At 65.6% G+C, this 21,470-nt stretch carries 21 protein-coding genes; 1 reads left to right on the forward strand and 20 read right to left on the reverse strand.

Annotated elements, in window-relative coordinates; genetic code table 11:
* Window positions 1–28 precede the first annotated feature (28 nt).
* The 5 genes from ACNJYA_RS25145 to ACNJYA_RS25165 all read right to left on the reverse strand — a co-directional run bounded on the left by ACNJYA_RS25145 (window position 29) and on the right by ACNJYA_RS25165 (window position 5,386).
* Window positions 29–1,033, reverse strand: a complete 1,005-nt coding sequence (locus tag ACNJYA_RS25145; RefSeq protein WP_172784341.1) for an ABC transporter ATP-binding protein — start codon at window positions 1,031–1,033, stop codon at window positions 29–31.
* A complete protein-coding gene (locus ACNJYA_RS25150; protein WP_212256851.1) occupies window positions 1,030–2,043 on the reverse strand; it encodes an ABC transporter ATP-binding protein in 1,014 nt (337 codons plus the stop codon). Before ACNJYA_RS25150 ends, ACNJYA_RS25145 begins: the two co-directional genes overlap by 4 nt.
* 2 nt (window positions 2,044–2,045) lie before the next feature.
* A complete protein-coding gene (locus ACNJYA_RS25155) occupies window positions 2,046–2,933 on the reverse strand; it encodes an ABC transporter permease (protein WP_439400908.1) in 888 nt (295 codons plus the stop codon).
* Window positions 2,930–3,880 carry an ABC transporter permease gene (locus tag ACNJYA_RS25160; RefSeq protein ID WP_172784338.1) on the reverse strand — a complete coding sequence of 317 codons (951 nt, stop codon included), beginning with the start codon at window positions 3,878–3,880 and terminating at the stop codon, window positions 2,930–2,932. The genes ACNJYA_RS25155 and ACNJYA_RS25160 overlap by 4 nt, the downstream gene beginning before the upstream one ends.
* An 84-nt stretch (window positions 3,881–3,964) precedes the next feature.
* The gene (locus ACNJYA_RS25165; protein WP_439400909.1) at window positions 3,965–5,386 is read right to left on the reverse strand and encodes an amidase; all 1,422 of its coding nucleotides are present in this window, start codon (window positions 5,384–5,386) and stop codon (window positions 3,965–3,967) included.
* Between the two features lie 124 nt (window positions 5,387–5,510).
* Between ACNJYA_RS25165 and ACNJYA_RS25170 the strand changes: the two genes are divergently transcribed.
* On the forward strand, window positions 5,511–6,398 hold the full coding sequence (locus ACNJYA_RS25170; protein WP_439400910.1) for a LysR family transcriptional regulator: 888 nt from the start codon (window positions 5,511–5,513) through the stop codon (window positions 6,396–6,398).
* 6 nt (window positions 6,399–6,404) lie between these two features.
* On the opposite strand, the gene ACNJYA_RS25175 is transcribed toward ACNJYA_RS25170, so the two are convergent.
* From ACNJYA_RS25175 to ACNJYA_RS25245, 15 genes are all read right to left on the reverse strand, one after another.
* Window positions 6,405–7,340, reverse strand: coding sequence for a carbohydrate kinase family protein (locus ACNJYA_RS25175; protein WP_439363672.1), 936 nt, complete (start codon window positions 7,338–7,340; stop codon window positions 6,405–6,407).
* 5 nt (window positions 7,341–7,345) lie between these two features.
* On the reverse strand, window positions 7,346–8,992 hold the full coding sequence (locus tag ACNJYA_RS25180; protein WP_439400911.1) for an FGGY-family carbohydrate kinase: 1,647 nt from the start codon (window positions 8,990–8,992) through the stop codon (window positions 7,346–7,348).
* A gap of 39 nt (window positions 8,993–9,031) precedes the next feature.
* Window positions 9,032–9,805, reverse strand: coding sequence for an SDR family NAD(P)-dependent oxidoreductase (locus tag ACNJYA_RS25185; RefSeq protein ID WP_172784334.1), 774 nt, complete (start codon window positions 9,803–9,805; stop codon window positions 9,032–9,034).
* A 31-nt stretch (window positions 9,806–9,836) separates the two neighbouring features.
* Complete coding sequence (locus tag ACNJYA_RS25190) at window positions 9,837–10,844, reverse strand: ABC transporter ATP-binding protein (protein ID WP_172784333.1); 1,008 nt, start codon at window positions 10,842–10,844, stop codon at window positions 9,837–9,839.
* A gap of 8 nt (window positions 10,845–10,852) precedes the next feature.
* Window positions 10,853–11,683 (reverse strand): carbohydrate ABC transporter permease, encoded by an 831-nt coding sequence (locus ACNJYA_RS25195; protein ID WP_172784332.1) that lies wholly within the window; start codon window positions 11,681–11,683, stop codon window positions 10,853–10,855.
* Between the two features lie 3 nt (window positions 11,684–11,686).
* Complete coding sequence (locus ACNJYA_RS25200) at window positions 11,687–12,559, reverse strand: carbohydrate ABC transporter permease (RefSeq protein ID WP_172784331.1); 873 nt, start codon at window positions 12,557–12,559, stop codon at window positions 11,687–11,689.
* 84 nt (window positions 12,560–12,643) lie between these two features.
* Complete coding sequence (locus ACNJYA_RS25205; protein WP_172784330.1) at window positions 12,644–13,954, reverse strand: ABC transporter substrate-binding protein; 1,311 nt, start codon at window positions 13,952–13,954, stop codon at window positions 12,644–12,646.
* Between the two features lie 206 nt (window positions 13,955–14,160).
* Complete coding sequence (locus ACNJYA_RS25210; RefSeq protein ID WP_172784329.1) at window positions 14,161–15,111, reverse strand: sugar-binding transcriptional regulator; 951 nt, start codon at window positions 15,109–15,111, stop codon at window positions 14,161–14,163.
* A gap of 6 nt (window positions 15,112–15,117) precedes the next feature.
* Entirely contained in the window at window positions 15,118–15,780 is a 663-nt protein-coding gene (locus ACNJYA_RS25215; protein WP_439400913.1) for an HAD family hydrolase, read from the reverse strand.
* 73 nt (window positions 15,781–15,853) lie between these two features.
* Complete coding sequence (locus ACNJYA_RS25220) at window positions 15,854–17,767, reverse strand: nitric oxide reductase activation protein NorD (protein ID WP_439400914.1); 1,914 nt, start codon at window positions 17,765–17,767, stop codon at window positions 15,854–15,856.
* A gap of 9 nt (window positions 17,768–17,776) precedes the next feature.
* Window positions 17,777–18,583 carry a CbbQ/NirQ/NorQ/GpvN family protein gene (locus tag ACNJYA_RS25225; protein ID WP_439400915.1) on the reverse strand — a complete coding sequence of 269 codons (807 nt, stop codon included), beginning with the start codon at window positions 18,581–18,583 and terminating at the stop codon, window positions 17,777–17,779.
* 61 nt (window positions 18,584–18,644) lie between these two features.
* Entirely contained in the window at window positions 18,645–19,991 is a 1,347-nt protein-coding gene (locus tag ACNJYA_RS25230) for a cbb3-type cytochrome c oxidase subunit I (protein ID WP_260382995.1), read from the reverse strand.
* Window positions 19,992–20,025: 34 nt separating this feature from the next.
* Window positions 20,026–20,478, reverse strand: a complete 453-nt coding sequence (locus ACNJYA_RS25235; RefSeq protein ID WP_260382994.1) for a c-type cytochrome — start codon at window positions 20,476–20,478, stop codon at window positions 20,026–20,028.
* A gap of 95 nt (window positions 20,479–20,573) precedes the next feature.
* Complete coding sequence (locus ACNJYA_RS25240; protein WP_439400916.1) at window positions 20,574–20,834, reverse strand: cytochrome C oxidase subunit IV family protein; 261 nt, start codon at window positions 20,832–20,834, stop codon at window positions 20,574–20,576.
* Window positions 20,835–20,836: 2 nt separating this feature from the next.
* Window positions 20,837–21,412, reverse strand: coding sequence for a cytochrome c oxidase subunit 3 family protein (locus ACNJYA_RS25245; protein ID WP_172784322.1), 576 nt, complete (start codon window positions 21,410–21,412; stop codon window positions 20,837–20,839).
* Window positions 21,413–21,470 lie beyond the last annotated feature (58 nt).

A 21,470-nucleotide genomic window follows, 5' to 3' on the forward strand; every position in this document is an offset into this window, starting at 1 on the left:
CAGCTTAACGCCAATCCTGCCCCGGACACTAACCTTCCATGGCCGCCTGCGGCAACGCCATCACGGCCTCGGCCTTGTGGCAGGCGGCAAGGTGTCCCTCGCCCACCTTGCGTAACGCAGGCGGAACCTCGCGGCAATGCTGGTCGGCAAGGGCGCAGCGCGCGGCATAGGGGCATCCGGCCGTCGCGGCCGATTGCGAGGCGATCGCCTGGGCCCCGCGCCGGCGCCGGCCACCCCCGGCACGCGCCCGCGGCACCGCATCCAGCAGCGCCCGCGTATAGGGATGGGCACCGCGCTCGAACAGATCCTCTGGCCGGCCCTGCTCGACGATGCGGCCGAGATACATCACCGCGACCTCGTCGCAGAGATAGTCGACCACGGCGAGGTCGTGGCTGATCAGGATGTAGCTCAGGCCGAACTGCTCCTGGAGGTCCTGCATCAGGTTCAGCACCTGGGCCTGCACGGAGACGTCGAGCGCGGAGACCGGCTCGTCGGCGACGATCAGCTTCGGCTGGGTGATCAGCGCACGCGCAATGGCGATGCGCTGGCGCTGGCCGCCGGAGAATTCGTGCGGATATTTTTCCATGTCCGCATCGCGCAAGCCGACCTGGCGCAACACCGCTGCGACGCGGTCGCGGAACGTGGTGCGGACGGCACCTTCCAGCACGGTCAGCGGCTCGGCGACGATCCGCGCGATGGTCTGGCGCGGATCGAGCGAGCCATAGGGGTCCTGGAACACCATCTGGAAATCGCGCCGGGCGCGGCGCAGCTCGTCGGCCGGCAGGCGATTGAGATCCCGCCCGAGCAGCGCGACCTGCCCTGACGTGGGCCGCTCCAGCGCCATCACGACGCGCGCGAAGGTGGATTTGCCGGAGCCGGACTCGCCAACGATTCCGAGGCTCTTGCCGGCCTGGACCTGCACGCTGACACCGTTGAGCGCGCGCACCTGCCCCGGCGGTCGGAACAGGCTCTCGCGCGGCAGCGTGTAGCGCTGTTCGAGATCCCGGACGTCGAGAAGCGGCGCGGTGCTCATGCGGTCAGCGCTCCGACGCGTTCGGCCATCGACACGTCAGTTCGGATGCAGCGCGCAAAATGGCCGGGGCCGACACCCACCATCGGCGGCAGCGCGGCGCGGCACTGGTCGATCACGAGCGGACAGCGGTCGGAGAAGGTGCAGCCGGACGGCAGATCGGCGAGTTCCGGCACCGTGCCCGAGATCGTCTTCAGCCGCGTCCCCTTGCGCGCGCCGAGCTTGGGCCGGGCACGGAACAGGCCCTGCGTGTAGGGATGGCCCATGCGACGGAAGACTTCGTTGGTCGGCCCGCTCTCGACGACGGTGCCGCCATACATCACCATCATGCGCTGGACGTTCTCGGCGATGACGCCGAGATCGTGCGAGATCAGGATCATCGACATGCCGCGCTCCTCGACGAGGTCGTCGATGAGATCCAGGATCTGACCCTGGATGGTGACGTCGAGCGCGGTGGTCGGCTCGTCCGCGATCAACAGGTCCGGCTCGCAGGCAAGCGCCATCGCGATGGTGATGCGCTGACGCTGGCCGCCGGAGAACTGGTGCGGATAGGCATCGACACGACGTGCGGGGTCAGGCAGCCCGACGCGGTCGAGCAAGGCGATCGCCTCTTTGCGCGCCTGCGCCGCCGAATATCTTTTATGACGCCGCAGCGGCTCGGCGACCTGGTTGCCGATCGTGTGCATCGGGTTGAGCGCAGTCATAGGCTCCTGGAAGATCATGCTGATGCGGTTGCCGCGCAAGCGGCAGTAATCGGCATCCGCAAGTCCGACGAGCTCGTCTCCGTCCAGCTTGATGCTGCCGGTAACGACGGCACTGTCCGGCAGCAGCCCCATCAACGACAACGCCGTGACCGACTTGCCGCAGCCGGACTCGCCGACGAGCCCAAGCGTCTCGCCGCGCTTCAGCGCAAAGCTGACACCGCGCACGGCTTGCGCCGGCCCACGGCTGGTGTTGAGGCGAACGCCGAGATTGTCGACTTCGATCAGCGGCATGTTGGCGCGCTCGGCCATCGTCATCGCTCCCGCGCCAGCCGGGGATCGAGCAGGTCGCGCAGTCCGTCGCCGAGCAGGTTGAGGCCGAGCACGGAGATTGCGATCGCAGCACCCGGATAGACCGCGAGCATCGGCGACTGGAACAGCAGCGTCTGTGCATCGTTCAACATCCGCCCCCAGGACGGCTGCGGCGGCTGCGTGCCGAGGCCGAGATAGGACAAAGCGGCCTCGGCGAGAATGGCGAGCGCGAACTGGATGGTGACCTGCACGATCAGGATCGACAGAATATTCGGCAGCACATGCTCGATGGTGATGCGGAAGCGCCCCTTGCCCGCCGCGCGTGCCGCAAGCACGAATTCGCGCGCCCAGATCGCATTGGCCGAGCCGCGCGTCAGCCGAGTCAACGTCGGGATCTGAAAGATGCCGATCGCGACGATCGAGGTCACCATGCCCGGCCCCACCACCGCGGCAAGCATGATCGCGGACAGCACAGCCGGAAAGGCGAAGGTGAAATCGGAGAAGCGCATGATGATCTCCTCCGTCCAGCCGCGCCGGGCCGAGGCGATCAGGCCCAGCGTGACGCCGAAGGTGAGACCGATGCTGACGGCGATGACACCGACCATGATGGTGGATCGGGCGCCGGCAAGCAGCAGCGAGACGATGTCGCGGCCGAAGGAATCGGTGCCGAGCCAATGCGCCGCCGAGGGCGGGCGGAGCTTTGCGGCGATATCGATCTCATAGGGCGACCACGGCGTCCATACCAGCGACACCAATGCCGAAGCCAGCACCAGAAGGCTCAGCGCGCCACCGAGGACGAAGCTGCGGTGGCGCAGCGCGCGGCGCCAGAACGTGCGCGCCGGCAGCGGACGCGTTGCGACGGGCGCGTCGATGGTGATGGGCGCGCTCACAGGTCGTGCACCTTGATGCGGGGATCGATGAAGGCATAGAGCACATCGACCACGAAGTTGACGATCACGACCATCGCGGCGAGCAGCATCACGCAATTGCGCACCACGATCAGGTCGCGGTTGGCGATCGACTGGAAGATCAGGCGGCCGAGGCCCGGCAGGTAGAACACGTTCTCGATCACGATGGTGCCGGCGAGCAGATTGGCGAATTGCAGTCCCATCACGGTCATCACGGGGATCATGGCATTGCGCAGCACGTGGCTCCACAGCACCTCGCGCTTGCCGAGGCCTTTTGCGCGCGCGGTGCGGACGAAGTCTTCGCGCAGCACTTCGAGCACGGCCGAGCGCGTGACGCGCGCGAGGATCGCGGCCTGCACCACCGCGAGCGAGATCGCCGGCAGCAGCAGCGACTTGATCCCCGGCCAGATGCCGTCCTCCCAGCCGGCAAAGCCGCCTGCCGAGAGCCATTGCAGCCGCACCGAGAACAACAGCACCAGGAGAATCGCGAACCAGAAGTTCGGCAGCGCGATGCCAACTTGCGTCAGCGACATCACGCCGACGTCGCCGAGCTTGTTGTGATTGGCGGCGGTGTAGATGCCGGCGGAGAGCGCCAGCGTCACCGTGATCGTCATCGCCATGATCGCGAGCGGAATGGTCAACACCAGCCGCTCCGCGATCAGGCTGGCGACGGGGGTGCCGTAGACATAGGAATTGCCGAGATCGCCGACGAGGAGGCCCTTGATCCATTGCACGTAGCGAACGGCCAGCGGCTGGTCGAGCCCGAGCTTGACGGTGAGCGCGCGGACCGCATCCGGCGAAGCGTCGGCGCCCATCAGCATTTGCGCCGCGTTGCCGGGCAGCGCGTCGAGCACCAGGAAGATGATCAGCGACGCGCCGACCAGCGTCGCCAGCAGGGTCAACAGACGTCGGAGGACAAAGACGCTCATGCGCGCTCGGCTTCAGTGCTCACCAACGCCACGATCAACATGTCCGGACGCCTTAAGCAAGCTCTTTGCTGCACGCCCATCTCCTCAAGCCGGCCAGCGGGACAGAAGATCGCTTGACGCCTCGAACAGTGCGCTCACGCGCAGCAATTCCGCATCGGCCCGGAAGCGGCCGACCAGCTGAAGCCCGATCGGCAGCCCGTCGCGGGCAAAACCCGAGGGAAGGCTGATCGCGGGATGGCCGGTCATGTTGAACGGCATGGTCCAGGGGAACCAATGCGGCCGGACGCTGTCGTAGTGCCTGCCATCGATCTCGATGCTGCCGAACAGGTCCTGCTTGATCGGCAACGCGGTGCGCGACAGGGTCGGCATCGCCAGGAGGTGACCGCGCGCAAGCAGCGATTGCACGCGGCGGAACAACGCGGTGCGCGCGAACATCGCCTCCTGATAATCGACGCCGCTGACTTCGCTGGCGAGCGCGAGCTGCTTGAGAAAAGCCTCGCTCAGCTCGCCCCCATGCTCGGCCGCAAGCTTGGCAAAGCGCGTGCGCCAGACGGTGTGGTTGATGGCGCGCCAGATCGGTTCGATGTCGAAGCCCTCGCCGGAGAATTCCTCGAGCTCGGCCCCTAATCCGGCCAGCCGGTCGAGGCTCGCCTTGAAACTGGCGGCGACTTCGGCGGAGACCGGACGGCCCGGCGGCGTCAGGCAGTACAGAATCCTTATCCCGCGCAAATCGCCGCGCGGTGCGGCGATGCCGATGAAGTCAGGCACGGGCACGCCGATCGACCAGGGATCGATAGGATCTTCGCCCGCCATCGCCTGCATCATCAACGCGGTGTCGGCGACGGTACGGGTGGTCGGCGTGACATAGGTCTGGTTGCCGAAGACGTCGAGGGCCTGGCTGTGCGGGATCACGCCGTTGCTCTGCTTCAGGCCCACCACGCCGTTGCAGGCCGCCGGAATGCGCGTCGAGCCGCCGCCGTCGGTAGCAATCGCCAGCGGAGCGATGCCGCTGGCGACAGCGACCGCCGCGCCACCGCTGGAGCCGCCGGAGGAACGGCAGGCGTCCCACGCATTGCGGGTCCGACCGAACAAAGGAGAATCGGTGAGGCACTTGCTGCCGAACTCAGGCGTCGTGGTCTTGCCGATCAGGATCGCGCCTGCGCTGCGCAACCGTGCGACGGCGACGGCATCCTCGGTCGGCACATTGTTCTTGTAGGGAACAGCGCCAAAGGTCGTCTTGACGCCCTTGGTGTTGACGATGTCCTTGACGGTGACGGGGATGCCGTGCAGCAGGCCGAGCGGTTCGCCCGCCATCACCTTGCGCTCGGCGTCGCGCGCCGCTGCGATCGCCTCGTCACCGCACAGAGTGATGAAGCAATTCAATTCGGGCTGGCGCGCCTCGGCGCGGGCAAGTACGGCGCGGGTGAGCTCGACCGGCGATATCCGCCCTGCCGCAATGAGACCGCGCAGCTCGGTTGCGGACAACAGACAAGGATCGCCGTTCATCGTCACATCACGCTCCGAAGCGGGCCGCCATTGGCCCGAAGACATTGACAGCGAGAATGACAGTTTTGTTAACTCGCCGTCCAATACGATTTTTGTGGCCAACCCATACGCTCTCGGTATGCCAATGGATCTTCGCCGGCTCCGCTATTTCGTCGCCGTCGCCGAGGCGCGCAGCATCGGCAAGGCCGCCGAGCGGCTCCGGATGGCGCAGCCGCCGCTCTCGGTCCAGATCCGCAAGCTCGAGGCCGAGATCGGCGCGCCGCTGTTCCGCCGCGGCACCCGAGGCATGGATCTGACCGAGGCGGGCCAGGCGTTGCTGGCGCGCGCCAGCGAAGCGCTGGCGCTGGCGGCCGACGGCGCCGAAGCCGCGCGCGCGGTTGCTTCGGGACGGCGCGGCCGGTTGTCGGTGGGCTACATGTTCGTGCTGGCGAATGCGATGCTGCCGCGGCTCATCCCCGAACTGCGCCGCGCGGTTCCCGGCGTCGACCTCAGCTTCGCCGAACTCAGCGCCTCGACGCGCGAGGCCCGCGTGCTCGACCGCAGCGTCACGGTCGCGCTGTGCATGCCCGCAATCAATCATCCCGAGATCCAGGTGGCAAAGATCGGGGCACAGCCTTTCATGCTCGCCATGCCGATCCGCTCGCCCCTCGCCCGCTTGAGCTCCGTGCCGATGGCCCGGCTGCAGGGCTGTCCGCTGATCGCACTGCCGCATCCGGACCATGGACCCGCCTCCTCGGCGGTCGTCCCCTTGTTGCGTCGGCACCAAGTGGTGATGCCGATCGCCAGCCGGGTGGAGACGGTGCATTCGGCGATGAGCCTGGTCCTGGCCGGTGAAGGTCTCGCCATCCTGCCGGCCTGCGCACAGCTCGGCGCGCCACGCGGAGTCGTGTTCAGACCCCTGCGTAACGTCGCCGACTCCCTCGACGTTGCAGTCTGTTGGCGGCGGGACTCGCAAAGTCCGCTGATCGGAACCTTCCTGAAATGTGCCGAGAAGGCCGTCGCGCGGATGTGACGCGGACTACCAGCTCCAATGGATCTCGTGGCTCCAGGGCGGATCGGCACCCGGACGCGTGCAGGTCAGGCCGGCACAATTGGCCGCAAAGGACAGCGCACGGCGGAGCTCGTCCGCGCCGATGTCCTTCAATCGCGGCCGGGCGATGCGGCCCTGCTTGTACAGGGCGAACAGCAGCGCCGCCTGAAAGCTGTCGCCAGCGCCAATCGTGTCGGCCACCTCGACCTTGGGCGCAGCGACTTCAATCTGGCCTGCTCGCGCATGCCAGGCGATGGCGCCGTTGTTGCCGCGGGTGATGACGACAAGGCTCGTGCCCTGCGCCAGCAATGTGTTCGCGCGCTGCTGACAAGGCTCCTCGCCGAACAGATAGGCGAAATCGACGTCCGACATCTTGATGAGATCGGCGCTTCCGGCGAACTCGGCCATGCTAGCGAGATACGCGGGCTTGTCCTTGACGAGGTTCGGTCGGCAGTTCGGATCGAAGGAGATCGTGGTCGACGCCCGCGCGTCCGCAATCAGCGCCTTGGTCTCGGCCGCACCAAGGTCGTTGACCAGCGTGGTCGAGCCGATATGGAGAGCTTCAATCGTGTCGAAAGGAACTGTGCCGCGGCGGTACGTCCAGCTCCGGGTCGCGGTCTCGGCGTCGTAGAAGGCGTAGTGCGATTCGCCTTCGACAATACGGACAAAGGCGAGCGTAGTCTGGTGGTCGCTGCGGGTGGCGAGATCGAGCGCGACGTTCGATGCGGTGGCATGGTCGGCGATCATGCGCCCGAACAGGTCGGTCGAGATGCCGCCGACAAAGCCGGTCGGCGCACCCAGCCGCGCCATGCCGATCGCGACATTCAGGCAGGAGCCGCCGACCGCGGGCATCACGGCCTCGCGTCCGTCGACGTTTCGCGTCGGCACGAAATCGATCAGCGCATCGCCGCAGGCAATCAGCATGTCTTTCAACCTCTCGCGACACTGCTCATCGCCGCGCGGCTGCCGCGATCGACCTCGCGCAGCAGCTTGTAGACCTCGCGCTTGCGGGTGTGAAATGCGGCCATGTCGGGCGCGGTCGGCTCGCTCTTGCGTCCCAGCGCCGACATTTTTGCCATGGTCTCGCCGATCGAGGCATAGGCGCCGCCGGCGACCGCCCCGAGCATCGCGGCGCCCAGCAGGACCGGCTCTTTCGTTTGCGGCAACGCAACCGTGAGGCCGGTGGTATCCGCCATGATTTGGCGAACCAGCGGGCTGCGACTGGCGCCGCCGCCCATGATCATGAGACTGGAGCGCACGCCATGCGCTGCAAAGGCCTCGATCACCTCGGCGAGACCATAGGCGAGACCGCAGAGGCCGGCGACGAACAGCCGCTCCATCGAGGCGATGTCGGTGTCGAGATCAAGGCCCGCGATCACCGCGCGCGTGTCAGGGTCGGCATAAGGCGAGCGATTGCCGATGAATTCCGGGAGCACGTGGACGTCGTGCGCCAGCAGCGCGGCGCGGCTGGCATCGCCGGCGCGCGCGATGATGCGGCGCTCGAGGAAATCGATGAGATCGAGGCCCTCGCTGCGCGCCGCCGCGCTCGCCTCGCCATGGCCGGGATGCGACTTGAGGAGATGATCGATCGCAGCGCCCGCGGCGGACTGCCCGCCTTCGTTGAGCCAGAACTCCGGCACCATGCCGGAATAATAGGGGCCCCACACGCCCGGCACGAAGCACGGCTCCTTCGTCGTCGCCATAATGCAGGCCGACGTTCCCATGATGTAGGCGAGACGGTCGCTGACATCGCTCGCGCCCCCCGATCCGTCGCGGCCGCCGATCGCGCCGATGCCGCCGGCATGGGCGTCAATCAGGGAGGCGCCGACCGGGATGCCCGGAGCGAGGCCTAGCTCGACTGCTGCTGCCGGCGTGAGCCCGGCGCCGAGGCGCGTACCGGGCGCAACGATCTCGGTGCCGATGCGCGCGTATTGTTCGGTGACGAAGTCCGACAGGCCAATGCGCTTGAAGAACGGCGCGCTCCAGCCGCCGCCGTCATGGGCGAGATAGTTCCATTTGCAGGTGACGGTGCAGGTCGAGCGCTGCAGCGCCCCGGTCGCGCGCCAGGTCAGATAGTCGGCCAGATCGAAGAAGTGACCGGCGGCATTGAAACTCGCGCGCAGATGCCGCTTCAGCCAGAGCAGCTTCGGCATCTCCATCTCCGGCGAGATCGAGCCGCCGACATAGCGCAGCACGGCGTCCTCGGTCTCGTTGATCAGCCGCGCCTCGGCCGTGGCGCGGTGATCCATCCAGACGATGACGTTGCGCTGCGCCTCGCCGGACGCACTGACGGTGAGCGGCTCGCCTTGCGGATCGAGCACCACGAGGGAACAGGTGGCGTCGAAACCGATGCCGCCAATGCTGTCGGGGACGACGGCAGCTTCCGCCATCGCCGCCCGCACCGATTTGACACAGGCCTTCCAGATGTCTTCCGACGACTGCTCGACGATATCGCCGGCCTCGTGCCAGATCCTGATCGGATGCCGGGCCGTCGCGAGCAGTGTGCCGGCCTCGTCAAACACCCCTGCCCGCGTGCTCGTGGTCCCCACGTCGACGCCGATATACGCTCGCGGCATTGTCGCTCCCGGTCGCTTTCCGTCCGTTTTGACGTAAGCCTACCAGCAAGTGTAGCCGCCATCCACCAGCACGATGCTGCCGGTCATCAGGCTCGCGGCCTCGGATGAGAGGAACAGGACGACGGAGGCGATCTCCTCGACCTGCCCCATTCGCGCCATCGGGGTTCCACCGATCCAGGCGTCGTACATCTTCGGATTGCTCTTCACGAAGGCGTTGAGCGGCGTCTCGATATAGGTCGGGGCCACCGCGTTGACGCGGATGCCGCGCGCGCCCCATTCGGCGGCCAGCGACTTGGTCAGATGGTGCACCGCGGCCTTGGAGGCGTTGTAGAAGCACTGCTCCTGCGGCTTATTGACGATGAAGCCGCTCATCGAGCCGACATTGACGATGGCACCGCTCTTCGCCTTGAGCATGTGCTTGCCGAACTCGCGGCAGCACCAGAAGGTGCCGTTGAGATTGACGTCGATGACGTTGAGCCAGTGCTCGTCGGTGACGGTCTCGGCAGGCGTCTCGCTGCGCGCGATGCCGGCATTGTTGACGAGGATGTCGACCTTGCCATGGCGGGCGACGAGATCATTTGCCACCTCGGCCACGCGTTTGGTGTCGGTGACGTCCATGATTGCGGTCTCGGTGTCATAGCCCTTCGCCTTCAGGCTGGCTTTGGCGCTGTCGGCGACCTTGCCGTCGCGGTCGCCGATGATGACCTTCGCACCGGCCTCCGCCAGCGCCTCCGCGCAGGCGAGGCCAATGCCCTGCCCGCCGCCGGTGATGAACGCGGTCTTGCCGCTCAGCCTGAACTTTTCCAGGTACATGATCGTCTTTCCGTTTTCTTGCCGTTTCTTGTCAGCCCCGAAGAGCGTTGCCGCTCTCGTCGAAGCGGTGGATGCGCGCTGGGTCCGGCATCAGCGACACCCGGTCGCCGGCATGCAGGCTCAATTCGCCGACGTAGCGCGCCGTCAGCATGCCGAGCGCGCCGGCATCGACGTAGAGGAAGGTGTCACTGCCGAGATGCTCGGCCACCGCAATGGTGCCCTGCCAGCCTCCGCCGCCGTCGCGCTCGATCTTCAGATGCTCCGGCCGGACGCCGATCGTCGCTGCCCCCTTCTGCAAAGCGGGCTCGCCGGTGACGAAGTTCATCTTGGGCGAGCCGATGAAGCCGGCGACGAAGAGATTGGCGGGCCGTTCATAGAGCTCCAGCGGCGAACCATATTGCTCGATCTTGCCGCCGTTGAGCACGACGATCTTGTCGGCCATGGTCATGGCCTCGACCTGGTCGTGGGTGACGTAGATCGCGGTGGTGCCGAGCTGCTTCTGCAGCCGCGTCACCTCGATGCGCATCTGCACGCGCAACGCGGCGTCGAGGTTGGAGAGCGGCTCATCGAACAGGAATGCCTTTGGCTCTCGGACGATGGCGCGGCCGATCGCGACGCGCTGGCGCTGGCCGCCGGAGAGCTCGCGTGGCTTGCGGTCGAGGTAGGGCGTGAGGTTCAGGGTCGCGGCGGCCGCCTCGACCTTGCGGTTGATCTCGTCCTTCCGCAAGCCCGCCATCTTCAGGCCGAAGCCGATATTGCCGCGCACGCTCATATGCGGATAGAGCGCGTAGGACTGGAACACCATCGACAGCCCGCGCTTGGCGGGCGGCGTATCGACGACGTTCTTGCCGTCGATCAGGATCTTGCCGCCGCTGACGTCCTCGAGCCCCGCGATCAGCCGCAGCAGCGTGGTCTTGCCGCAGCCGGAGGGACCGACGAACACGACGAAGGAGCCGTCGGCAATGTCGAGGTCGGCGCCCTTGATGATGTGCACGGGGCCGAAGGACTTTTGCACGCCCTGAAGTGTGATCTGACCCATGATCCCCTCTACTTCACCGCACCGAAGGTGAGCCCGCGCACGAGTTGCTTCTGGCTGAACCAACCGAGGACGAGAATGGGCGCGATCGCCAGCGTGGACGCCGCCGACAGCTTTGCCCAGAACAGCCCTTCGGGGCTGGAATAGGATGCGATGAACGTGGTCAGCGGCGCAGCGCTCGAGGTGGACAGGTTCAGCGTCCAGAACGCCTCGTTCCAGGCCAGAATCAGATTGAGCAGCAGCGTGGACGCCAGCCCCGGAATCGCCATCGGCGTCAGCACGTAGACGAGCTCGCGGCCGATCGTGGCGCCGTCCATGCGCGCGGCTTCGAGGATGTCGCGCGGGATCTCCTTGAAATAGGTGAAGAGCATCCAGATCACGATCGGCAGGTTGCCGAGGCACAGGATGAAGACGAGGCCGATGCGGGAATCGAGCAGGCCGAAGCTCTTGTAAATCAGGTAGATCGGCACCAGCACGCCGACCGGCGGCATCATCTTGGTCGAGAGCATCCAGAGCAGGACGTCCTTGGTGCGCTTGGTCGGCGAGAACGCCATCGACCAGGCCGCGGGAATGGCGATCAACAGCGCAATGAGCGTCGAGCCGCCGGCGATGATGATCGAGTTCATCGCGTGGTGCAGATAATCGCTGCGCTCCTGCACCGTCGCGTAGTTTTCCGTGGTCCAGTGGAAGAACAGGAAGGATGGCGGGATCGCGAAGGCCTCGAGCTCGGTCTTGAAGCTCGCCAACCCCATCCACAGGATCGGAAAGAAGATCAGGAAGCCGAACAGCCAGGCTCCGATCGTCGAGATGACCACCCGTTGTCTCGTCGCCATCCGCGCCATGCTTCAAGCCTCCAGATTGCGGCCGACGATGCGGACGAGAAAGAAGGCGACGACGTTGGCGATCACCACCGCGACGAGACCGCCCGCGGAGGCGCTGCCGACGTCGAACTGGATCAGCGCCTGCGAATAGATCAGGAAGGCGATGTTGGTGGTCTGCAGGCCGGGCCCACCGCCCGTGGTGACGAAGATCTCGGCGAACACCGTGAGCAGGAAGATGGTCTCGATCAGGATCACCACGGTGATGGGACGCGCCAGGTGCGGCAGCGTGATGTAGATGAAGGTCGAGATGGCGCTCGCGCCGTCCATCTCGGCGGCCTCCTTTTGCTCCTCGTCGAGCGATTGCAGCGCCGTCAGCAGGATCAGCGTCGCGAACGGCAGCCATTGCCAGGTCACGATCAGGATCACCGCAAACAGCGGCACGTCGTTGAACCAATCGATCGGCGTCAGGCCGAACAGCGAGGCGAGCCAGGCGAACAGCCCGGACACCGGATGCATCAACAGGTTCTTCCAGACCAGCGCGCTCACCGTCGGCATCACGAAGAACGGCGCAATCACCATCAGCCGGACGAAATTGCGGCCGATCACGGGTTGGTCCATCAGCAGCGCCAGCGGAATGCCGAGCAGGATCGTCAGCGCCAGCACCGAGCCGACCAGCACCAGCGTGTTTTGGAGCGAGGCCAGAAAAGCGGGATCGGTGAGGAAGTAGCGGAAGTTTTCGAGGCCGACGAACGATTCCGAACCGGGATCGAGCAGGCTGTAGTGCAGCGTCGAGAAATAGATCGTCAGCGCCAGCGGGACGATCATCCAGATGAACAGCAGCCCGACGGCGGGGGTCAGGAGCGACCGCGCAAGAAACTGCGTCTGCCGGGTTGCCATTTCTTGGCGCTCCGCTCGGAGGAAGAAGACGGCCATCCAGCAAGGATGGATGGCCGCAAGTTTGAGCTCAGGGAGAGCTCGGGTTCACTTGATGTAGCCGGCGCGCTTCATCTCGCGCTCGGTAGCAGACTGCGCAGCCGTGAGCGCTGCATCGACGGTCATCGATCCTGCAAGCGCCGCCGAGAACTGCTGGCCCACTTGCGTGCCGATGCCCTGGAATTCAGGGATCGCGGCGTATTGCACGCCGACGTAAGGAACGGGCTTCACCGTCGGCTTGTTGGGATCGGCAGCGTCGATCGAGGCCAGCGTCAGTTTCGCGAACGGCGCGACCTTCAGGTACTCATCGTTCTGGTAGAGCGAGGTGCGCGTACCCGGCGGCACGTTGGCCCAGCCCTCCTTCGACGCCACCAGCTTGGTGTAGTCCTTGCTGGTCGCCCAGGCGATGAACTTCTCGGCAGCTTCCGTCTTCTTGGAGCCGGCCGGGATTGCGAGATTCCAGGCCCACAACCAGTTGGCGTTCTTGCCGAGGCCGGTGTTGGGCGCGAGCGCGAAGCCGACCTTGTCGGCAACCTTGGAATCCTTCGGGTTGGTGACGAAGGACGCCGCGACCGTGGCGTCGATCCACATCGCGCATTTGCCGGCGTTGAACAGCGCCAGATTCTCGTTGAAGCCGTTGGAGCTCGCGCCGGGAGGGCCTGCTTCCTTCATCAGGTTCACATAGGTCGTCAGCGTCGTCTTCCATTCCGGCGTATTGAACTGCGGCTGCCAGTTCTCGTCGAACCAGCGCGCGCCGTAGGAATTGGCCATCGCCGAGAGGAACGCCATGTTCTCGCCCCAGCCCGCCTTGCCGCGCAGGCAGATGCCGTAGGTGCCAGCACTCTTGTCCGTCAGCTTCTTGGCGGCGTCGATCACGAAGTCCCAGCTCGGCTTTTCCGGCATCTTCAGGCCGGCCTTCTCGAACAGATCGGTGCGGTACATCACCATCGAGCTCTCGCCGTAGAATGGCGCGGCGTAGAGCTTGCCGTCGGCGGAGACCGCGTCCTTGATCTTGGGCAGGAGGTCGGCGACGTCGTAATCGGCGCCGAGATTGGCGAGCGGCACCAGCCAGCCCTTCTTTGCCCAGATCGGCACCTCGTAGGTGCCGATGGTGAGCACGTCGAACTGGCCGCCTTTGGTGGCGATGTCGGTGGTGACGCGCTGGCGCAGCACGTTCTCCTCCAGCGTCACCCACTTCACGGTGATGTCGGGGTTCTTCTTGGTGAACTCGCCCGTCAACCCCTGCATGCGGATCATGTCGCCATTGTTGACGGTGGCGATGGTCAGGGTCGTTTCGGCCATCGCAGGGACGGCCAGCAGGACAGACGCGCCGCAGACGGCGCCCAGGACATGTTTCACGGTGACCTCCCCTCAATTCGCGTTTTGAGCATATGCCCACGCGTTGGGCGTATGTTCAACGGGGGCGCGCCAGTTGTCAAGCACGCGCGCGGGTGTTTGCGCAACTTATGAGTGCTGCAGTGCGGGAGGGTGGAAGGACCCAGGCGGAAGCGACGGCATTGTTGGGAACGAACGCCGCGGCTTGCTACACCTCCGCGCGAACCGTCCTACCGCTCCAGAATCGCCCTTGCCGTCGCTTCGTCGGTGATCAGGCCGTTGATCAGGCCGCCGTTCAGTGCCGCCGCGATCGCCGCCACTTTGGCCGCCCCGACCGCTGCGCCGATCGTCGTGGTTTTCGCCGGCACTTCCGGCGGGATGCTGGTGAGGCGCTTGTTGGTGCCGGCCTTGAGCAGGCGGCCCTTGGCATCATAGGCCCAACCGGTGATCTCGCCGATCGCGCCCAGGCGCATCATCTCGAACAATTCGTCGCGGGTGACGAAGCCGTCGACGTGCACCTGCGCCTTCTGGTCCATCTGGCCGATGCCGACGAGGCGCAAATCCGCTTTAGCTGCGACCGCTTTCACCTTCGCGATCGGCTCGATGCGCACCATCCTGTTGCGCTCGTCCTCCGACGACATCAGGAACGGCAGCGGCATCGGATAGTGCCGCGCGCCGGTGCGGTCGGCGAGCCGGCCGACCGTGTCGTAGAAGCTCGCCGAGCCGTCGGCGGAGATGTTGCCGACCAGCGAGACGATCTGGTGATTGGGCCGCTCGATCGGCGTGACGCGCTCGACCGCGGCGCGCACCGCCCGGCCGGTCCCAAGCGCGACGATGACAGGCGTCTCCGAGCGCAGCGTGGAATCGAGCAGATTGGCGCAGCGCTCGGCAATGCCCGCCGTGGCCTGTGGCGCGGCAGGATCTGCCGGCACCACCTCGCAATGGACGAGGTCGAACCGTTGCTTCAAACGCGCCGCCAGCTCCATGCAGGCCGCGATGGGATGTTCGAGCCGGAAGGTGATGAGCCGCTCGGCGAGGCACAGCGAGACCAGCCGCTGCGCCGAGGCGCGCGAGACCTGGAGCATCTTTGCGATCTCGTCCTGGGTATGGCCGGCAATGAAATAGAGCCAGCCGGCGCGCGCGGCGTCGTCGAGTCTCGACTTGTCGTTCTCGGCGGCCATGCGGGCTCACATCTCCCAGAAATCGCTCATGCGCGCGAAGACCCGATCGGCTCCGGCCGCGGACAATATAGCGCAGCCATCGCGGCTGCGATAATGGCCGCCGCCGACAAATCCCCAGACGGTCATGCCGGCGGCCTTGCCCGCCTGCACCCCGCTGACGCTGTCCTCGATCACCAGCGTGCGTGTGGGCGGTGTGCGCATGCTCTCGGCGGCATGAAGAAAGAGATCGGGCGCCGGCTTGCCGTGCCTGACCATCTGCGCAGTGTAGATCCGGTCGCCGAAATATCCCCGAAGACCGGTGACGTCGAGCGAGAGCGACACGCGATCGAGGTCGCTGGACGAGGCCACGCAGAACGGCACGGTCAGCGCCGAGATCACCGCCTCCACCCCGGGGATCGGCGCGAGCGATGCGGCGAACGTCTCCAGCACATGCGACTTCAATCGCGGCAGGAAGCCATCTGGCACGACCTGACTGAGATCGCGATAGTGCTGCTCGATCGCCGTGGTGCTGCGTCCGAGAAACAGTTCGAGCGCCTGCTCCTCGCTGAGCAAAAGACCGAATTCAGCCAAGGCCTCGGACAGGCAGCGGCAGCTCAAGAGCTCGCTGTCGACGAGCACGCCGTCGCAGTCGAAGATGATCAGATCGGGGTTTGGCCGGCCCTTGTCCATCCGGCCATTCGATCATATACCCACGCTATGAGCAATAGTTCAGCCGAGAACACGGCGCCGTGGCGTTCCCGCATCAGTGCGCCACCTGCCGGTAGATCGCCGGCAGCGCCGCGGGCAATCGCTTGATGTTGCCGACGATCGCATAGCCGCTGCGCCCGAACAGCGTCGGAAAATAGGATTGCGCCGCCGCGTCGATCGTCCCGCCGAACACCACCATCCCGAGTCGGCGCGCTTCCTGCACAGACCTCCTGGTGTCTTCGACCGCAAAGCGCCCCTCATAATGATCGACGTCGTTCGGCTTGCCGTCGGTGAGGACGAGCAGCAGCTTTTTACGCTGCGGCTGGCGTGCAAGCTCGGCGGCGGCATGGCGGACCGCCGCGCCGATCCGCGTGTAGTAGCCGGGCTTGAGCGCGCCGATGCGGCGCTCGACCACGCCGCTCATCGGCTCGCCGAACGCCTTGACCGTCTCGAGCCGCACCCAGGACCGCCGACGCGAGGTGAAGGTCAGGATGTTGTGGTGATCGCCGCAGGCGGATAGGCCGTGGGCAAGCACGAGCAGCGCCTCCTTCTCGACGTCGAGCACGCGGTAACCATCAACCCAGGCGTCCGTGGAGAGTGAGACGTCGACCAGCAGGGTGACGGCGAGATCGTGCCCTTGCGGGCGCATCGCAACGTGGACACGATCAAGACCGCTGCTGCTGCCGGCGCGGAGGTCGCATCGCGCGCGCACCAGCGCGTCGAGGTCGAGGTCATGTCCGTCGGCCTGGGCCCGCATCAAATCATGGCGCGGCCGCAGGACCTCGAAGCGGCGGCGCACCTGGCGCACGTGCCGGCGCATGGTCTCGTCAGGCGTCCAGCTTTCACCGGTTTCAGACGCGGCAGATGCGAGCACGCGGCAATGATCGGGCAGATAGGAGCGGCTGCGATAGTCCCATTCGGGATAGGTCAAATCCGCAGTCAGCCGCGATGCACCGAGCGCTTCCGGCGGCAGGTCGAGATCGAACTTGAACCGGCTCGCCGGCTTGCCGCGGCGGCTGAGCGTGATCTCCTCGAGATCGTCGGCCGCCTTCTGGGCGTCCTCGTCCTCGCTGTCATCCGAGGGGCGATCGACATTGACCATCTCGGCCATCGCCAGGATCTTTTCGAAACGATTGAGCACGAAGGGATCGCGGCGATTGGCTCCGTCCTCGCGCTCGCGGACGGCGAAGCGCTTGCGATTGTCCTCGCTCGCGGCCTCCGCACTGCCAGCGCACTCATCCTCTCCCGCATGCGTAGGCGACAGCTCGCGGGTCCAGCAATCGCCCCAGACTGGGCATGGCAGAATCGGACGATAGCCCGGCGGAGACTTGCCCGGCAGCGGTCCATTCCCCATCATCGCCGACCACAATTTCCCTGCTGGTGAAGGTTCCGCGCCGAGCAGGGCGAGAATAATCTGCTCGATCTCCTGCTCGATGCGCGGCAGGGGACGCCGGGGCCGCGCCGCTGCGGTCGCGGCGGCAAGCTGCGCGTAGTCGGCGACAAGCCCGGGAAACTGGGTCAGCACGAAGACCGCGGTTTCAGCGGCGCGGCGCAGCACGAGCAGATCGCGCCGGAGCGGATCGGTCTCGGCGATCGCCTCGACCGGCGCAACCGCGAACCATGCCGCGAGCCAACGATAGAGGCTTGCATTGAGTTCGCGGTCGGCGAAAATCCCGATGCTGTCCGGCAGGAAGATGGTCGCGGCATCGCGGCCTGGCTGCTCGATGCGCTCGTCACCGAGACCGATGCGTTGCCGCCAACCGAGCCGGTGCCCGGACTTGCGCGCACGGGCGCTCGCGATCTGCACGCCCGCCTCGCCGCCCAGCGCGCGGAACATTACCGCGAGGCGGCTCCTCACTTCTGCAAGGGAAACCGCATGTTCGGCGTGAACCGGGTAGCTGGCGGTGCCGCCGACCATGCGGTGCCAGGCGCGGCCGACCGTCTCCTCCAGTTCGAGGAAATCGAGCATGGTCGTACCTCAGCCGATCATCGCGCGCGCGACGTCGAGAAGCGCCGCCTTGACGTCGGCATCGTCGGTCAGCGGCTCGATCATGCCCGCGAGCACGGCATCCGCAAGCGGCATGCCGGCCGCGATCAGGGTCGCGCAATAGACCACGAGCCGAGTCGAGACGCCCTCCTCCAGGTCGTGCCCCTTCAGCGCGCGCAGCCGGCCAGCCAGCCCGACCAGCGGCCGCACGCGCTCCGGCGATAGTCCGCTCTCGGCGGCGACCACCGCAATCTCTTGCTCCGGCGGCAGAAAGCTGAACTCGATGGCGACGAAGCGCTGGCGCGTCGACGGCTTGAGCGCCTTCAGCAGCGTCTGGTAACCGGGATTGTAGGACACGACGAGCATGAAGCTGTTCGGCGCGGCAAGCTCCTCGCCGATGCGCTCCAGAGGCAGGATGCGGCGATCGTCAGTCAGGGGATGCAGCACGACCGTGACATCCTTGCGCGCCTCCACGACCTCGTCGAGATAGCAGATGCCGCCCTCGCGCACCGCCCGCGTCAACGGGCCGTCACTCCACACCGTATCGCCGCCCCTGAGCAGATAGCGGCCGGTGAGATCGGCCGCGGTGAGATCGTCGTGGCAGGCGACGGTGTGCAGCGGCAATCCCAACCGCGCAGCCATATGCGCAACGAAGCGCGTCTTGCCGCAGCCGGTCGGTCCCTTCAGCAGCACCGGCAGCTGGTGCCGCCAGGCGTGCTCGAACAGCGCGCATTCATTGCCGCTTGCGACATAGGCCGGCAGCGCCGGCGCGGTAACGGCGTGAAGGGCAGCTTTCATAATCATTCTCCGCAATTCGCATCGAGATGGCGGCCGCGGCGAACCGCGGCCGCCTTTACGCTCATTCGGCCGGCTGCAACGCGCCGGGGATGACGGGCTGCCTGGCGCGGCCGGGCACCAGCACGGCCCACACGAACATCAGTGCGGAGATGGCGACGAACACGCCGGACCCGAGCCGGACCCAGTAGAACATCGAAAGCTGGTCCTGCACGTCCATGTAACCTTGGCCGAGCACGCGCTGGAGGTGAACCTGGACCACGCCAGCGAAGGTCAGCGCGAAGGTCATCACCATCATGGCCGTGCACATGATCCAGAAGCTCGCCATGGAGAGCCACTGGTTGTAGGGCGCACGTCCCTTGAGCTGCGGGATCGCATAAGCCATCACGGACAGGTTCAGCATCACATAGGCACCGAAGAAGGCGAGATGGCCGTGCGCGGCGGTGACCTGCGTGCCATGGGTGTAATAGTTCACCGAGGACAACGTGTGCAGGAAGCCCCACACACCGGCGCCGAGGAATGCCATCACCGAGCAGCCGACCGACCACAACAGCGCAGCGCGGTTCGGGTGCTTGCGGCCGGCCTTCCAGGTCATCTGCACAGTGAAGATCACCATCGTGAAGAACGGCGCGACCTCCAGCGTGGAGAACAGCGAGCCGATCCACTGCCAGTAGCCGGGCGCGCCGATCCAGTAGAAATGATGGCCAGTGCCGAGAATGCCCGAGAACAGCGCCAGCCCAATGATGACGTAGAGCCACTTCTCCACCACCTCGCGATCGATGCCGTTGAGCTTGATCATGAGATAGGCGAGCACGGAGGCCATGATCAGCTCCCAGACGCCCTCGACCCAAAGATGCACGACGTACCACCAATACATCTTGTCGACCGCGAGGTTCGCCGGGTTGTAGAAGGCGAACAGGAAGAAGATCGCAACGCCCCACAGTCCGAACAGCAGGATGTTGGTGATCGTCGTCTTGCGGCCCTTCAGCGCCGTCATGGTGACGTTGAACAGGAACATCAGGCAGACCACGACGATGCCGACCTTGATGATGAAGGGTTGCTCGAGGAATTCGCGGCCCTCGTGGTAGTGGAAGAGATAGCCGACCACGGCCACGCCCGCAGCACCGAAGAACATCCAGAACTGGATCTTGGCGAGCAGCGGGCTGTAAAGCTCGGTCTCGGTTTCCTCAGGCAGCAAGTAATAGGTCGCGCCCATGAAGCCGATCAACGACCACACGATCAGTGCGTTGGTGTGGATCATCCTGACGATGTTGAACGGCAGGAGGGCCGACAGCGTGTTGGGCAGGACGTAGATGGTTCCGGCGACAAGACCGAACAGGACCTGGGCCAGGAACAGCGTCAGCGCGCCGTAGAAATACAGCATCGCGACTTTCTGGGTTTGGTATTTCATCTCGGGTTCTCTCTGTCTGGAAAGAGGAAGGCGCTCAGCCAGCCTTGTTCGGCGGCCATTCCTGGCGCTTGATCTTGCTGGTCCACTGCAGGAAGTCGGCGAGATCGTCGAGTTCCGGGTCGGTCAGGTTGAATTGCGGCATCTGCCGACGACCCGGCGCGCCGGAGGGCTGCGATTGCATCCAGGCCTTCAGCGTCTCACGTGCGGCGGCCGGGTCCTCGTTGCCGCCCCAGCGATCCCAGACATTGCCAACCTCAGGGGCGAAATAGGCGCCCTCGCCCAGCAGCGTGTGGCAGTTGATGCAGGAGTTCTTTTCCCAGACGTGCTTGCCGCGGGCGACCGACGACGTCAGCATCGTCGCGTCCGTGGAGGACGTGGCCATGTAGTAATGGCTGTGCGCCGTCAGCCCTATGAAGATCGCAAAGAAGAAGGCCGAGCCGCCGTAGAAGACGTTCCGAGCGGCCGACTTGGTCAGGCGTTCAGCCATTGCCAATCCTTTCCGGTTTGATTCCGAAGACATGCGATGGTGTGATTTATTGCCGCTTTGCCCGGCACGTTCTTTGTCAGGGCGCAATGAGCGCGTCAGATCAGGGCGGCGACGGCCGAGGCGAGCCAGGCAAGCAGCAGCACGATCAGGATCCAGCTCACGACGAGACCGCGCCAGAGCGCGGGCACGACGCGAAGATCCATGAAATCGAGCGCGATGCGGTGCCCCTTGAGCGCTGCGAAGGCGAGCAGCAGCGCATTGCCGAGCAGCGCCCGCGGCATCAGCGGCGGCAGCAGGATGGTCGCGAGCGCGATGCCGATCAGCACGATCCAGGTGATGTCGATGCGATCCGGCATCGTCATCTCACCAGGTAGAGAATGGGAAACATGACGATCCAGACCAGATCGACCATGTGCCAGAAGGCCGTTCCCGTCTCGATGCCTGATATTTCGGCGCGGCGGCAGACCACGGCGAGAATGACGATGCCGAGGCCGACATGCAGAAGATGAAAGCCGGTCAGCAGGAAGTAGAGCGTGAAGAACGGGCTGGTTTCGAGCCCGACCCCGCCTCCAATTTCTTCGGCATATTCGGCAAGCTTGATCGCGATGAAGAGACCGCCGAGCACGATGGCGCCGACAATCCAGGATCGCGCCACCTGCCGTTCTCCGGCGCGCGCAGCCTTCGTGGCTCTTGCCGCCGCCCAGCCGCTCGATACCAGCACGACGGTGTTGAGGCCTGCGAGATTCGAATTGAGCGCGGCCTGCCCGGCCGCGAACACAGCCGGGTGGATCGCACGGGCGACCGAAAAGGCGCCGAGGAACAGGCCGAAGGCGACGAGCTCGCTGAAGATCAGCACCCAGATCATGGGATCGCCGGGGAGATCTTGCAGAATTCCCCAGCCGGTTTCCTGTTGTTCGCACTCGGTCGTCGACATCGTCTTTCCGGACCAGGACACCGGCCGGACTTAGCCCGGCGTCCCGGTTCCGAATTTG

The organism is Bradyrhizobium sp. BLXBL-01 (genome assembly GCF_051853025.1).
Lineage (GTDB): Bacteria > Pseudomonadota > Alphaproteobacteria > Rhizobiales > Xanthobacteraceae > Bradyrhizobium.

Excerpts from the sequence above, each read along its gene's own strand:
- ACNJYA_RS25175 (WP_439363672.1), bottom strand. The coding sequence starts at position 7,340 with ATGCTGATTGCCTGCGGCGATGCGCTGATCGATTTCGTGCCGACGCGA.
- ACNJYA_RS25200 (WP_172784331.1), bottom strand. The coding sequence starts at position 12,559 with ATGGCAACCCGGCAGACGCAGTTTCTTGCGCGGTCGCTCCTGACCCCC.
- ACNJYA_RS25210 (WP_172784329.1), bottom strand. The coding sequence starts at position 15,111 with ATGGCCGCCGAGAACGACAAGTCGAGACTCGACGACGCCGCGCGCGCC.
- ACNJYA_RS25160 (WP_172784338.1), bottom strand. The coding sequence starts at position 3,880 with ATGAGCGTCTTTGTCCTCCGACGTCTGTTGACCCTGCTGGCGACGCTG.
- ACNJYA_RS25225 (WP_439400915.1), bottom strand. The coding sequence starts at position 18,583 with ATGAAAGCTGCCCTTCACGCCGTTACCGCGCCGGCGCTGCCGGCCTAT.
- ACNJYA_RS25165 (WP_439400909.1), bottom strand. The coding sequence starts at position 5,386 with ATGAACGGCGATCCTTGTCTGTTGTCCGCAACCGAGCTGCGCGGTCTC.
- ACNJYA_RS25150 (WP_212256851.1), bottom strand. The coding sequence starts at position 2,043 with ATGGCCGAGCGCGCCAACATGCCGCTGATCGAAGTCGACAATCTCGGC.
- ACNJYA_RS25170 (WP_439400910.1), top strand. The coding sequence starts at position 5,511 with ATGGATCTTCGCCGGCTCCGCTATTTCGTCGCCGTCGCCGAGGCGCGC.
- ACNJYA_RS25190 (WP_172784333.1), bottom strand. The coding sequence starts at position 10,844 with ATGGGTCAGATCACACTTCAGGGCGTGCAAAAGTCCTTCGGCCCCGTG.
- ACNJYA_RS25185 (WP_172784334.1), bottom strand. The coding sequence starts at position 9,805 with ATGTACCTGGAAAAGTTCAGGCTGAGCGGCAAGACCGCGTTCATCACC.
- ACNJYA_RS25215 (WP_439400913.1), bottom strand. The coding sequence starts at position 15,780 with ATGGACAAGGGCCGGCCAAACCCCGATCTGATCATCTTCGACTGCGAC.
- ACNJYA_RS25230 (WP_260382995.1), bottom strand. The coding sequence starts at position 19,991 with ATGAAATACCAAACCCAGAAAGTCGCGATGCTGTATTTCTACGGCGCG.
- ACNJYA_RS25180 (WP_439400911.1), bottom strand. The coding sequence starts at position 8,992 with ATGCCGCGAGCGTATATCGGCGTCGACGTGGGGACCACGAGCACGCGG.
- ACNJYA_RS25220 (WP_439400914.1), bottom strand. The coding sequence starts at position 17,767 with ATGCTCGATTTCCTCGAACTGGAGGAGACGGTCGGCCGCGCCTGGCAC.
- ACNJYA_RS25235 (WP_260382994.1), bottom strand. The coding sequence starts at position 20,478 with ATGGCTGAACGCCTGACCAAGTCGGCCGCTCGGAACGTCTTCTACGGC.
- ACNJYA_RS25195 (WP_172784332.1), bottom strand. The coding sequence starts at position 11,683 with ATGGCGCGGATGGCGACGAGACAACGGGTGGTCATCTCGACGATCGGA.
- ACNJYA_RS25145 (WP_172784341.1), bottom strand. The coding sequence starts at position 1,033 with ATGAGCACCGCGCCGCTTCTCGACGTCCGGGATCTCGAACAGCGCTAC.
- ACNJYA_RS25245 (WP_172784322.1), bottom strand. The coding sequence starts at position 21,412 with ATGTCGACGACCGAGTGCGAACAACAGGAAACCGGCTGGGGAATTCTG.
- ACNJYA_RS25240 (WP_439400916.1), bottom strand. The coding sequence starts at position 20,834 with ATGCCGGATCGCATCGACATCACCTGGATCGTGCTGATCGGCATCGCG.